This window comes from Acidovorax sp. ACV02, assembly GCF_014851475.1.
Classification (GTDB): Bacteria; Pseudomonadota; Gammaproteobacteria; order Burkholderiales; family Burkholderiaceae_C; genus Acidovorax; species Acidovorax delafieldii.
The window spans coordinates 23,457-36,856 of the sequence record NZ_JACUZU010000010.1 but is presented as its reverse complement, the minus strand read 5'-3'; the positions used below and the strand labels follow the sequence as shown (position 1 = coordinate 36,856).

Sequence of the window (13,400 nt, the reverse complement as noted above, 5' to 3'; positions counted from 1 at the left end):
ACCCCTGCGACTCTCCAACAGGACTTGCGTCGGCAGCGCCTTGGCGCTGCTGGCGCCACCAGTACAATGCTTTTTCGTGCCCGAAATGGCGCCGAAGGCTTCCGTGACGAGTACGCAGAGCGCACTCCCCTATGACTGAACCCTCGGGCCTTTCTTTGTGCACCTTTTTCCTTCTTTGCTGAAAGCTGCTTGCGATGCTGCGTGCCCCACTGCCCCTTGTTTCCGCCCTGCTGCTGGCTGGTTTGCTGGTTGGCTGCTCCAGCACCACAGTTGATAAAACGGCAGGCTGGAGTCCCAATCGCATCCACTCGGAAGCCCAGGACGAAATGAACAGCGGGGCGTATGACAAGGCCGTTCCTCTGCTGGAAAAGCTGGAAGGCCGTGCGGCAGGCACGCCACTGGCACAGCAGGCCCAGATTGACAAAGCCTATGCCCACTACAAGGCGGGCGAAAAGGCGCAAGCCGTCGCAACGCTGGACCGCTTCATGAAGCTGCACCCTGCCAGCCCTGCATTGGACTATGCGCTGTACCTGAAGGGCCTGGTCAACTTCAACGACAACTTGGGTCTGTTCTCATTTATCTCGCGCCAGGATCTATCAGAGCGTGACCAAAAGGCGGCCAAAGACTCCTTTGAAGCATTCAGCGAACTGGTCACACGCTTTCCTGAGTCCCGTTATGCGCAGGACTCGCGCCAGCGCATGACCTACATCGTCAACTCGCTGGCCCAATATGAAGTGCATGTGGCGCGGTACTACTTCCAGCGTGGCGCCTATGTGGCTGCCATCAGTCGCGCGCAGGTCGCATTGGCAGACTACCAGGGCGTGCCCGCGCTGGAAGAGGCGTTGTACATCCTGATCCAGTCGTACGACGCGCTCGGAATGACCCAGCTGCGAGACGATGCACGCCGCGTGATGGACAAGTCCTACCCTCAAAGCGCCTATCTGAATGGCGGCGTCAAAGGCAAGTCGGATCCGTGGTGGAAGGTTTGGTAAGCGCCATCAGCGCAGACTGAAACTCTTCGAGCGATTCCAGCCTGCGCATGGGGGGCAAAGCTGCCAGCAAGCGCTTGCCATAGCCCATAGTGATGAGGCGCGTGTCGCCCACCACCAAAATACCCCGATCCGCTTCATGCCGGATCAAACGCCCGGCACCCTGCTTGAGTGCCACCGCCGCCTCTGGCAGAGCGTAGGCAGTGAACGCTTTGCCACCGGCCATTTCGATGTGTTGGGTGCGAGCCTCCACCAATGGATCTCCCGGGGGCGGAAAAGGCAGCTTGTCGATAACCACCAGTTGCAGAGCATCGCCTGGCACATCAAACCCCTCCCAGAAGGACGCCGAAGCCACCAGCACACAACCCGGCCGCCCGTGCGATGCCCCCTCGCGAAAACGCTCCATCAGGCGCCGCTTGGGCCACTCGCCCTGCACCAGCACCTCCAACGTGCCTGAAGCCTGCCAACGTGCTTTGAGTGCGTCGCCAATGGTGCGCAAGGCCTTGAGCGTAGTGGTCAGCACCAGCGTGCGCCCGCCCAGCGGCTCGGCGGCCAGTGCAACCCAGTCCGCCACACTACGGCTGTGGGACGGATCTGCAGGCGACGGCAACTGGCGCGGCACATACAAAGCCGCCTGCCGCGCATAGTCGAAGGGGCTGGCCACCCGAAGGATGCGAGCATCCGTGAGCCCAGCTCGTTCGGTGAACCAGGTCAACGCGTCGTCCGCACCGAGGGTCGCAGAGGTGAAAATCCACGCCCTGCCGGCGTTTGAGCCAGGCTCCTCGGGCCAAGCTTCGCCGTCCGAGGTTTCAGCGGGCGACGCCAGAATCCGGGTGCGCATGGCGTCTGCAATGTCCAGCGGGGACTCGATCAGGCGCAACTGGTTGCCCACATCGAGCCAACGCACCGCATCGGCCTGGCACGGGCCTGAAAACCTGGCCAGCCGGGCCAATAGTGCACTGCCCCGTTCGTACAGGCGCTCCAGATCGGGGGACATTTCGCTCACGGTGTCCAGGGCCTCCAGCGCCTGTGCACACGCCAAGGCCAGTGCGCGCAGCGCGGACTGCCATACGGCGCCCGAGACACCTTCGGGAGCCTCCTCCGTCCAGCGCAATCTGCCCCCTCCCGAAATGCCATTCAGTCCCTGGAAAGCAGCGGTGCTCACGACCAGACGGAGGTCCCGTGCAGACAACTCCAGAAGCTGCGCCAGGCCTGTCCAGTCAGCCAGACCGCGCGCATGCTGCAGCCCGGCTATCAAAAGGTCACGGGCAAAGTCCATCCATTGCCCCGTGGAAATCTGCGTACCCAAGAACTGCACGCCAGTCTCATTGATCTGGTGGGCCTCATCAAAAACGACCACACGTACCGTCGGCAGCAACGCGGCCATGCCTGACTCGCGTACCGCCACATCCGCAAAGAACAGATGGTGATTGATGACCACGATGTCCGCCGCCAACGCCTCACGCCGCGCCCGATGAACATGGCAATCCCGAAAACGCGGGCAGGAAGACCCCAGGCAGTTCTCACGCGTCGAGGTGACCAGGGGGATCACGGGCGATCGCTCGTCCAACCCTGTCAGCTCGGCCAGATCGCCGGATACGGTCTGGCGCGACCAATCCTCCACCTTGGCCAGCACACGGGCGACGCCTCGATCCAGGGCCTGAGCATCCTGCCGTGCGTGCTCCATGCGGTGCAGGCACAAGTAACTGGCGCGCCCCTTGAGCAGGGCCATGCGAACGGGCAGCCCCAGGATGTGCGCCAAGCGGGGCAGATCGCGGGCGAACAACTGGTCTTGCAAGGCCTTGGTGGCCGTAGACAACAGCACCCGCTCGCCACTCAGCAAGGCCGGCACCAGGTAGGCAAAGGTCTTGCCCACTCCGGTGCCTGCCTCCACCACCAGCGCCCCTCCCTCTGTAATGGCCTGGGCCACCGCAATGGCCATCTGGGTCTGCCCGTCACGCCGTTGAAAATGCCCATCCGCCCTCGCCAGCACACCATCGGGGGCAAACACCTCAGGCACCATGGCCTCCAGTGACATCAGGCGGGCTCTTGCGGTTGAAGTTGCCGCTCCAGCCGCTCCATCGCGTCACGCAACACGAGTCGACGCTTTTTGAGACGGCGCAGGGTGAGTTCGTCGGGTGCCGCTTCGGGCTTACACCGGTCGATGAGTGCGTCGAGATCGGCATGTTCCATGCGCAGCTCGATCAACTGACGGTGGGGAGAGTGCAGGCTGGGTTTCAAGGCAGGAGGCCATGGGCATGGCAAAAATGCCACAGGCGGGCGGATAATACGCGCTTGGCCCGCTTTCCACGACAGGCGTTCGCGTAGGCGCCCCCACAATCTGCAGCATGACCAAAGCGTTTCGCCTCATCGCCTCCACCGGCATCCACAAGGGTGACCGCGAATACCAGCAAGACCAGGTGGCCCTGATCTCCCACGAGCGGCACAACGGCTGCGTTCTGGGTGTGGTTGCCGACGGGATGGGCGGCCGCAGCGGGGGGCGCAAAGCATCAGACCAAGTCATGATGACAGCACGGCAACTGTTCGAGCGGTACTCGCCCGACACCGATGACCCGGTGGCAATGCTCAAGAACATGGTTGAAGAGGCCCACATCGTTATCCGGTTGACGGCCATATCGGCAGAGCAGGAACCCCACAGCACCATCGCGGCGTTTCTCATCAATCCCCGGGGCGACTGCCATTGGGTGCATGCGGGCGACTCGCGCATCTACCACTTTCAAGGGTCACGACTGGCATTCCGCACCAGCGACCACTCTTATGTGCAAGCCCTGGTGGACCGGGGTGAGCTGACGGAAGCAGAGGCTAACAACCATCCTCATTCCAACATTCTGGTGGGTTGCCTGGGCACAGAGAGCGATCCGCCCATCACCACCCACGTCATTCCCCAACTTCAGCCGGGCGATGTCTTGCTGGCCTGCAGCGACGGGGTTTGGCACTACTTTTCTCCCACCGAACTGGCATCGGTGGTCGATTCGCTGTCGCCCCGCGAAGCGACGGAGTTCCTGATTGAAAAAGCCCGCTCCCGGGCACGCGGAGGCGGCGACAACCTGTCGCTGGTGGTCGTCAAGATCGAAGCCCTGGCCGAAGAGAAAAAGATTGCGCGCCTGACGCCGCTGGACACGGGTCGGCCCTGAGGGCCTTGTCTGCACCACCCATCGGTGTATCGACGGGTGAACGCGAACCCATCGAGCACCCAGCAGGTAGTCGCCGCTACCCTATCGTCAGCCACTCAGCCACTGATTGCTTGGCTCAGCGGCCCTTCCAAACTCAGCGAGGCGCAGAAGTAGCAGGCGCTGGCAAGGGCGCTGCAGGCTTGCGGCCCTGAGCCAGGGCATCAGCTTGAGATTTTTCGACCCGCGCGCGGCGCTCCTCCGCCGCTTTGAGCGCCTGGGTATGTTTGGCACGCGATTGGGCAGCGCGCTCGGCAGTCCCCGCAGCGCGGGCCGCCTGTTCACTGGCCTGAACCTGGGCACGGCTATTTTGTTGCTGCGCGCGTTGGTGTGCGTCCTGGTCCCGCTGTGCCTTGGCAACATCCGGATCGGCGGATGGCTTGCGAACCTGCGCGTCAGCGCGTTTGCTCGCTGGCGGTACGGCCATTTGCTTGTCTTCAATGGCCCGCATGCGCTCCGCCGCTTTCTCCCTGCGCTCGGCATCGTTGAGTTCAATTTCCTGCGCACGCAATCGGTCGTGGGACTCCCGTGCCTTGGCACGCACGCTGCGCAAGCAATCCTCCACGGCAAAACGTTGGTAGCACACCGCCTCATCCTGCTGCCGCCGGGCCGTCAGTGCCTCGCGCTCCATTTTGATTCGGTCACGCTCCACTTTGCGATGTGCAGCGGTCGACGCGGATGCGGCATCTACTTCTACCCCCGTCGCGGCCCAGGCCGGGGCGACCAGCACAGGCAGTGTTGAGCAAGCCAGCGCCAGCACTACCGCCAAAAAGCGACCACCGGTCTTGTTCATGTCAACCCCGTATCCACCATGCGGCGCTCTAGCGCCAGAAACTCCTTGGACTGCATCTCGTTGAGCCGGGACACTGTGCGCGGAAACTCGTGAGCCAAAGGCCCTTCGGTATACAACTGCTCGGGCGGCACAGCCGCCGACAGGATGAGTTTGACCCGGCGGTCATAGAGCACATCCACCAGCCAGGTAAAGCGCCGCGCAGGCGACGCCATGCTCACAGGCATGTAAGGAACATCGGACAGCAACACCGTGTGGAACTGCGTTGCAATTTCCAGGTAGTCGTTTTGCGACCGAGGACCACCACACAGTGTCTTGAAGTCAAACCACACCACCCCGCCAGCCTTGCGGCGGGCGCGAATTTCGCGCGCCTCGATATGCAGCACGGGATCTTCATCGTGCACTTCAGCGAGTTGGTCGAACGCCTGGTTCATCTCGGCATCCGCCTCTGCGCCCAGTGGCGTGTGATACAGCTTTACGTGCTCCAGCGTACGCCGGCGGTAATCGGTGCCATTGTCCACATTGACCACCTCCAGCCGCTCGTTGAGCAGTGCAATGGCGGGCAAGATGCGGTCCCGATGCAAGCCACCGGGGTAAAGGTCGTCAGGCTTGAAATTGGAAGTGGTCACGAAGCCGACGCCGTTGTCGAACAACGCCACCAGCAATCGGTGCAGGATCATCGCGTCCGTGATGTCCGCCACATGGAACTCATCAAAACAGATGAGCTTGTAGCGTTTGGCAATGCGCTCGCCCAACACATCCAGCGGATTGACCGTGCCCTGAAGGGCTGCCAGTTCGCGATGCACTTCACGCATGAATTCGTGAAAGTGCAAGCGCACCTTACGCTTCAGGGGCACAGCGTCAAAAAAGCACTCCATCAAAAAGCTCTTGCCGCGCCCCACCCCGCCATACATGTAGACACCGCGGGGAATCTCCGGGCGGTTGATCAGCTTCTTGATCGCGTTGGAGCGCCGAGCCTTGTACTGGGCCCACTCGTCAGCACAGCGCTGCAGGGCTTCCACTGCTCGCAGCTGGGCGGGGTCGCTTTGATAGCCTTTGGCGGCCAGCTCGGCCAGGTAAGCCTGTTTGACGGTCACTTTGCGGTTGCTCTGATACTACAAAATTAATAGCTACAAGCGCATGTTAATCATGCGCTTGCAACCGATTGAGACCCAATATCAGAAGTTCAGCGTGCGCTTGTCCACCGCCAGCGCTGCTTCCTTGGTGGCTTCGCTCAAGCTGGGGTGCGCATGGCAAATGCGTGCGATGTCTTCGCTGCTGGCCTTGAATTCCATGGCCACAACGGCCTCGGAGATCAGCTCGCTGGCCTGTGGGCCCACGATGTGCACGCCCAGGATCTCGTCGGTCTCGGCATCCGCCAGCATCTTGACCATGCCGGTGGTGTCGCCCAGCGCACGTGCGCGGCCATTGGCCAGGAACGGGAAGCTGCCCGCCTTGTACTTGACCCCATCAGCCTTGAGCTGCTGCTCAGTGCGGCCCACCCAGGCGATCTCGGGGCTGGTGTAGATGACCCAGGGGATGGTGTTGAAGTTGACATGGCCATGCTGGCCGGCAATGCGCTCAGCCACGGCAACGCCCTCTTCCTCGGCCTTGTGGGCCAGCATGGGGCCGCGCACCACGTCGCCCACCGCCCAGACGCCGGGCAGATTGGTCTTGCAGTCGGCATCCACCACGATGGCGCCGCGCTCGTCGAGCTGCAGGCCCACCGCTTCGGTGTTCAGGCCGATGGTGTTGGGCACGCGGCCGATGGAGACGATGAGCTTGTCCACGTCCAGCGACTGGGCTTCGCCCTTGGCGTTGGTGTAGGCAATGCTCACACCCTTTTTGCCGGTCTTGATCTCGCCGACCTTCACGCCCAGCTCGATCTTCAGGCCCTGCTTGTCGAAGGCCTTCTTGGCTTCCTTGGCGATCTGCTCATCCACCGCGCCCAGGAAAGTGGGCAGACCTTCGAGGATGGTGACTTCAGCACCCAGGCGGCGCCAGACCGAGCCCATTTCCAAGCCGATCACGCCCGAGCCGATGAGGCCGAGCTTCTTGGGCACGGCGCCAACGCGCAGCGCGCCATCGTTGGACAGCACCAGCTCTTCGTCAAACGGCGTGCCGGGCAGCGCACGGGCGTTGGAGCCGGTGGCGATGATGATCTGCTTGCCAGTCAGCGTCTCTTCAGCGGCACCTGCCACCTTGATCTCGTAACCGCCTTCGGCAGCCTTCACGAACGAGCCACGGCCATGGAAGAAGCTGACCTTGTTCTTCTTGAACAGGTACAGGATGCCGTCGTTGTTCTGCTTCACGACGGTGTCCTTGCGGGCAATCATCTTGGCCACGTCCATCTTGACGCCAGTGGCGGTGATGCCATGCTCGGCAAAGTGTTTGTTGGCATGCTCGAAATGCTCTGACGACTGCAGCAGGGCCTTGGAGGGAATGCAGCCCACGTTGGTGCAAGTGCCGCCCGGTGCGGGGCCACCCTTTTCGTTCTTCCATTCGTCGATGCACGCGACATTGAAGCCCAGCTGGGCGGCGCGGATGGCAGCGATGTAGCCGCCGGGGCCGCCACCGATGACGATCACATCAAATTGTTTGCTCATGGGAAATCTCGTTCAGTCAGTTGGAGAAAGACCCACCGGCGGGCAGGACCAGAGGCCGGGCCACGCGGGTGGGTCGATACAGTCAGGGGATCAGATGTCGAACAGCAGGCGCGATGGGTCTTCCAGCGCGTCCTTCATCGCCACCAGGCCCAGCACGGCTTCGCGGCCGTCGATGATGCGGTGGTCATAGGACATGGCCAGGTAGTTCATCGGGCGGATCACGATCTGGCCGTTTTCGACCACGGCGCGATCCTTGGTGGCGTGCACGCCCAGGATGGCCGACTGGGGCGGGTTGATGATGGGGGTGGACAGCATGGAGCCGAACGTGCCGCCATTGGAGATGGAGAACGTGCCACCGGTCATTTCTTCAATGCCCAGCTTGCCTTCCGCAGCCTTCTTGCCGAACTCGGCGATCTTCTTCTCGATATCGGCGAAGCTCATCTGGTCTGCATTGCGCAGGATGGGCACCACCAGGCCACGGGGCGAGCCCACGGCGATACCGATGTCGAAGTAGCCGTGGTAGACGATGTCGTTGCCGTCCACCGAGGCGTTCAGCACAGGGTACTTCTTGAGGGCATGCACAGCAGCCTTGACGAAGAAGGACATGAAGCCCAGCTTGGTGCCGTGCTCTTTGGTGAAGCTGTCCTGGAACTTCTTGCGCAGGTCCATCACCGGAGCCATGTTCACTTCGTTGAACGTGGTCAGGATGGCGTTGGTCGATTGCGACTGCAGCAGACGCTCGGCCACGCGGGCACGCAGGCGGCTCATGGGCACGCGCTGCTCGGGGCGGCCGCTCAGATCTTCCTTACCAGCGGGCGCTGCCACCTGGGGCAGTGTCTTGGAGGGCACACCGGTGGGGATCACGCTGGGGGCTGCCACGGCAGCCTTGGCGCCACCGGCCACAGCGGCCAGCACATCGCCCTTGGTCACACGGCCTTCCTTGCCCGAACCGGCCACGGCCGACACAGACAGGTTGTTGTCGGCGAGCAGCTTGGCGGCGGCAGGCATGGCCACATCGCCCTTGGAGCCACCGGCAGCGGCAGCGGCAGGAGCAGCAACAGGCGCTGCGGCGGCAACAGGAACTGCTGCTGCCGGAGCAGGAGTCGCGGCACCAGCCTTGCCTTCGGTGTCGATCTTGGCGATGAGCTGGTCGGCAACCACCGTGGCGCCGTCGCCCTGGATGATTTCAGCCAGCACGCCAGCGGACGGTGCGGGCACTTCGAGCACAACCTTGTCGGTTTCGATCTCGATCAGGATCTCGTCCACAGCTACGGCCTCACCGGCCTTTTTCTTCCAGGTCAGCATGGTGGCTTCGGCCACGGATTCGGACAGCTGGGGGACTTTGACTTCTACGATAGCCATATCAATTCTTTCGGAATGGGGTTTTGTTCTGTTGTCGGGTCGCAGCTGGCCTTACTTGGTCAGGACAAAACCCTTGAGCTTGGCAAACGCGCCGTCCACCAGCGCCTTTTGTTGTTCCTGGTGCAGGTGCGAGTAACCCACGGCTGGCGATGCCGAAGCAGCGCGACCGGAGTAGCCCAGCTTCTGGCCTTCGAGCATGTTCTCGTGGATGTAGTGCTGCACGAAGAACCAGGCACCCTGGTTTTGCGGCTCGTCCTGGCACCACACCACGTCGGTAGCGTTGGGGTACTTCTTCAGTTCAGCGGCAAACGCCTTGTGCGGGAAGGGGTACAACTGCTCGACGCGCAGGATCACCACATCGTCGGCCTCCTTCTCTGCGCGCTTCTTCACGAGGTCGTAGTAAACTTTGCCAGAGCATGCGATCACGCGCTTGACCTTGGCAGCCTTCTTGACGATGGCTTCATCCTGCTCGGGAATCACCGTCTGGAAGCTGCCCTTGGTGAACTCGGACAGCGGCGAGGTCGCATCCTTGTTACGCAGCAGCGATTTGGGCGTCATGATGATCAGCGGCTTGCGCAGATCACGCACCATCTGGCGACGCAGCACGTGGAAGATCTGGCTGGCCGTAGTGGGCTGCACGATCTGCATGTTGGCGTCGGCAGCCAATTGCATGAAGCGCTCCAGGCGGGCAGAGCTGTGCTCTGGGCCCTGGCCTTCGTAGCCGTGGGGCAGCATCAGGGTGATGCCGTTTACCCGGCCCCACTTCACTTCGCCGGAGGCGATGAACTGGTCGATCACCACTTGGGCGCCATTGGCAAAGTCGCCGAACTGCGCTTCCCAGATCACCAGTGTGTTGGGGTCGTTCGACGCATAGCCGTACTCAAAGCCCAGGACGGCCTCTTCGGACAGGATGGAGTCGATCACAACAAACGGGGCCTGGTTGTCGGCCACGTTCTGCAGCGGCACGTAGGTACCAATGTCCCACTTCTCGCGCTTTTGGTCATGGATCACGGCGTGGCGGTGCGTGAACGTGCCGCGGCCGCAGTCTTCACCAGACAAGCGCACGGGATAGCCGCTGGCCACCAGCGAGGCAAATGCCATGTGCTCGCCCATGCCCCAATCCACAGGGATGTCACCACGGCCCATGGCCGCGCGGTCGTCATACACCTTCTTCACCAACTGATGCGGCGTCACGCTCTCGGGGATGGTGGTGATCTTCTCAGCCAGGCGCTTCCACTCGGCCAGAGGAATAGCCGTGTCTCCAGCATCGGTCCACTTTTTGCCCAGGAACGGGCTCCAGTCCACCGCGTACTTGCTCTTGAAGTTGGTCAGCACGGGATCGACCGTGTGCTTGCCCGCATCCATAGCAGCGCGGTAGGCCTTGACCATGTCGTCGCCCAGTGACTCGCCCAGACCCTGCGCCGCCAGCTTGTCGGCGTACAGCTTTCGTGTGCCGGGGTGTGCGCCGATCTTCTTGTACATCAGCGGCTGCGTCAGAGCCGGGGTGTCCTGCTCGTTGTGGCCCAGCTTGCGGAAGCAGATGATGTCCACCACCACGTCTTTCTTGAACTCCATGCGGAACTCAAGCGCGAGCTGAGTGGCCAACACCACGGCTTCCGGATCATCACCGTTCACGTGCAGTACGGGCGACTCGATCATCTTGACGATGTCGGTGCAGTACAGCGTGGAGCGGGTGTCACGTGGATCGGACGTGGTGAAGCCGATCTGGTTGTTGATGATGATGTGCACCGTACCACCCGTGTAGTAGCCACGGGTCTGGGCCAGCGCCAGAGTTTCCTGATTGACACCCTGGCCTGCAAAGGCTGCGTCACCGTGCACCAGCACTGGCAAAACCTGCTTGCCGTGTGGATCGGCACGGCGGTCCATGCGAGCACGCACAGAGCCTTCGACCACGGGGTTCACGATTTCCAGGTGCGAGGGGTTGAATGCCAGCGACAGGTGAACCGGACCGCCGGGGGTCGTCACATCCGAGCTGAAGCCCTGGTGGTACTTCACGTCACCCGCAGGCAGGTCTTCGGGAGCGGTGTGATCGAACTCAGCGAACAGGTCCTTGGGCATCTTGCCCAGCGAGTTGACCAGCACGTTCAGGCGGCCGCGGTGGGCCATGCCGATCACGATTTCTTGTACGCCCTTGGCGCCTGCAGACTGGATGAGTTCATCCATCGCAGCAATAAAGCTTTCGCCGCCTTCCAACGAAAAGCGCTTCTGACCCACGTACTTGGTGTGCAGGAAGCGCTCCAGCCCTTCAGCAGCCGTCAGGCGGTCAAGGATTTGTTTTTTCTTGTCAGCACCAAAGCTGGGCTTGCTGCGGATCTTTTCCAGCTTCTCCTGCCACCAGCGCTTCTGGTTCTGGTCGGTGGCGTACATGTATTCAGCACCGATGGAGCCACAGTAGGTCTCACGCAGCGCGTTGATGAGTTCACGCAACGTCATCGACTCTTTGCCGAAGAACGTGTTGCTGGTGTTGAACACAGTTTCCTGATCAGCGTCGCTGAAACCGTAGAACGAAGGCTCCAGTTCAGGAATTGCGGGACGCTCTGTACGCTTGAGCGGATCCAGATCGGCCCAGCGCTGACCTACATTGCGGTAAGCGGCGATCAGCTGCTGAACGGCGGTACGCTTGCGGCCCAGTTCAGAGTCGGCGCCCGTCGCAACCACAACCTTGGTGCCGCCTTGCTTGGCACGCTCGGCAAAGGCATTGATGACAGGCAGATGGGGAACGTCTTTGGCGTTGCTGCCATCCACGGCGGGGACATGCTGCAGCGCGTCAAAGTACTCGCGCCACGTATCTGGCACGCTACCGGGATTGGCGAGATAGTTCTCGTACATCTCTTCGACATAGGGCGCATTGCCGCCGAAGAGGTAGGTGTTGCCTTGGTAGGCTTGATAGACGGATGTCATATCGCTCATATTCCGCTGACCTCCGCTTTCCTTGGGAAAGCATTAGCTGGTTGAGAAACCTTCCGCGACACGGCTGAACCGGTTGGCGGATGCGACTGTGGCTGGGGAAGGGCCTTGGTACGGGCGCCATTGTGCCACCGAACCGAAGTCCACCCCCAAAAAGTGGATCCAAACCATCGCCGCACAGCGCAAGAAGCTGCGCTGATCAGCGCCTCGCGTACATTCCGGGTATCCCATTGCAAACCCCACTCCATGCCGCATCAACAACTCCAGGACAAAGCCTTTTTGCTGCTGCTCACCCTTGTCACCGTCGCGTTCGGAGCGATCCTGTGGCAGTTTCACGGAGCCGTTTTCTGGGGCGTCATCCTCGCCATTCTTTTTGCCCCACTGCACCGCAAACTGCTGCGAAAAATGCCCAAGCGGCCCACGCTTGCGGCCTTATGCACACTCGGTTTGTGCCTTGTGGTGGTGATCTTGCCGATGACGGCCATCACGGTGTCGCTCATTCAGGAGGCCACCGCAATCTACGAACGGGTGCGCTCAGGTCAAATCAATTTTGGGCTGTACCTGCAGCAGGTCATTGCTGCACTGCCAGCTTGGGCTGTCGGCCTGCTTGACCGCCTCCAACTTACCAGCGTAGGCGAGTTGCAGCAAAAGCTCTCGTCTTTCGCGGTGCAGGCCAGTCAATTCGTTGCGACACAGACGCTGAGCATCGGTCAAAACACCCTAGAGTTCATTGTCAGCTTCGGCATCATGTTGTACCTGTTGTTCTTCCTGCTGCGAGACGGAGCCAGTCTGGCACAGCGTATCGGGCAGGCCACCCCCCTGGAAGAAGCGCACAAGCGCCAGCTGGTCGGTAAATTCACGACCGTGATCCGGGCCACGGTCAAAGGCAACATTGTGGTGGCGGCTTCTCAGGGCGCGCTGGGCGGCATGATTTTCTGGATCTTGGGCATCCAGGGACCGGTGCTGTGGGGGGTGCTCATGGCCTTCCTGTCCCTTTTGCCAGCCGTGGGCGCCGGGCTGATCTGGGTGCCTGTGGCCATCTACTTTCTGGCAACAGGCGCTGTGTGGCAAGGCGTGGTGCTGACTGCATTCGGCATCTGCGTGATCGGGCTTGTGGACAACATCCTGCGCCCCATTCTGGTGGGCAAAGACACCAAGATGCCCGACTACATCGTGCTGATCTCTACCCTGGGCGGCATGGCCTTGTTCGGCCTCACGGGGTTTGTGATCGGTCCAGTGATAGCTGCACTGTTCATGGCCAGCTGGGACCTTTTTTCACCACCGCCGGAGGCGGACGCACCCACCCGGTGATCCCCCCCAACCTCGGCCACGTGTACCAGTCAGGGGCAACGATGGGCTTTGACTGGCGCTTTAAATGAGCGCGAAAAACAAAAGCCTCCCAAGGGAGGCTTTTGGCTGAAAACACATTCAATGATGCGCTTTGAATCGGGTGGTAGGACGTACAAGATTCGAACTTGTGACCAACGGATTAAAAGTCCGCTGCTCTACCAACTGAGCTAACGTCCCGACCGAT

10 protein-coding genes and 1 tRNA gene are annotated in these 13,400 nt (G+C 61.5%); 3 read left to right on the top strand and 8 right to left on the bottom strand.

Going from position 1 to position 13,400, the window contains the following annotated elements; translation table 11 throughout:
* Positions 1–194 precede the first annotated feature (194 nt).
* The gene (locus IB236_RS21435) at positions 195–992 is read left to right on the top strand and encodes an outer membrane protein assembly factor BamD (protein WP_056744462.1); all 798 of its coding nucleotides are present in this window, start codon (positions 195–197) and stop codon (positions 990–992) included.
* On the opposite strand, the gene IB236_RS21430 is transcribed toward IB236_RS21435, so the two are convergent.
* Together IB236_RS21430 and IB236_RS21425 are read right to left on the bottom strand one after the other, a co-directional pair.
* Positions 955–3,027 (bottom strand): ATP-dependent DNA helicase, encoded by a 2,073-nt coding sequence (locus tag IB236_RS21430; RefSeq protein WP_192422163.1) that lies wholly within the window; start codon positions 3,025–3,027, stop codon positions 955–957. The genes IB236_RS21435 and IB236_RS21430 overlap by 38 nt on opposite strands.
* On the bottom strand, positions 3,027–3,230 hold the full coding sequence (locus IB236_RS21425) for a YdcH family protein (protein ID WP_108499247.1): 204 nt from the start codon (positions 3,228–3,230) through the stop codon (positions 3,027–3,029). Before IB236_RS21425 ends, IB236_RS21430 begins: the two co-directional genes overlap by 1 nt.
* Positions 3,231–3,337: 107 nt before the next feature.
* Between IB236_RS21425 and IB236_RS21420 the strand changes: the two genes are divergently transcribed.
* Positions 3,338–4,144 carry a PP2C family serine/threonine-protein phosphatase gene (locus IB236_RS21420; RefSeq protein WP_056063373.1) on the top strand — a complete coding sequence of 269 codons (807 nt, stop codon included), beginning with the start codon at positions 3,338–3,340 and terminating at the stop codon, positions 4,142–4,144.
* A 133-nt stretch (positions 4,145–4,277) separates the two neighbouring features.
* Here the strand turns inward: IB236_RS21420 and IB236_RS21415 are convergent, their stop codons facing one another.
* From IB236_RS21415 to IB236_RS21395, 5 genes are all read right to left on the bottom strand, one after another.
* Positions 4,278–4,973, bottom strand: coding sequence for a hypothetical protein (locus IB236_RS21415; protein ID WP_192422162.1), 696 nt, complete (start codon positions 4,971–4,973; stop codon positions 4,278–4,280).
* Entirely contained in the window at positions 4,970–6,067 is a 1,098-nt protein-coding gene (zapE, locus tag IB236_RS21410; RefSeq protein WP_056063379.1) for a cell division protein ZapE, read from the bottom strand. The genes IB236_RS21415 and zapE overlap by 4 nt, the downstream gene beginning before the upstream one ends.
* A gap of 81 nt (positions 6,068–6,148) precedes the next feature.
* Entirely contained in the window at positions 6,149–7,576 is a 1,428-nt protein-coding gene (gene lpdA, locus IB236_RS21405) for a dihydrolipoyl dehydrogenase (RefSeq protein ID WP_146870766.1), read from the bottom strand.
* A 90-nt stretch (positions 7,577–7,666) separates the two neighbouring features.
* Positions 7,667–8,938 carry a 2-oxoglutarate dehydrogenase complex dihydrolipoyllysine-residue succinyltransferase gene (gene odhB, locus IB236_RS21400; protein WP_192422161.1) on the bottom strand — a complete coding sequence of 424 codons (1,272 nt, stop codon included), beginning with the start codon at positions 8,936–8,938 and terminating at the stop codon, positions 7,667–7,669.
* A 51-nt stretch (positions 8,939–8,989) separates the two neighbouring features.
* A complete protein-coding gene (locus IB236_RS21395; RefSeq protein WP_192422160.1) occupies positions 8,990–11,869 on the bottom strand; it encodes a 2-oxoglutarate dehydrogenase E1 component in 2,880 nt (959 codons plus the stop codon).
* Positions 11,870–12,112: 243 nt separating this feature from the next.
* On the opposite strand from IB236_RS21395, the gene IB236_RS21390 reads away from it, so the two are divergent.
* A complete protein-coding gene (locus IB236_RS21390; RefSeq protein WP_192422159.1) occupies positions 12,113–13,177 on the top strand; it encodes an AI-2E family transporter in 1,065 nt (354 codons plus the stop codon).
* 140 nt (positions 13,178–13,317) lie between these two features.
* Here IB236_RS21390 and IB236_RS21385 read toward each other — a convergent pair.
* A tRNA-Lys gene (locus tag IB236_RS21385) sits at positions 13,318–13,393 on the bottom strand.
* Positions 13,394–13,400: the final 7 nt, after the last annotated feature.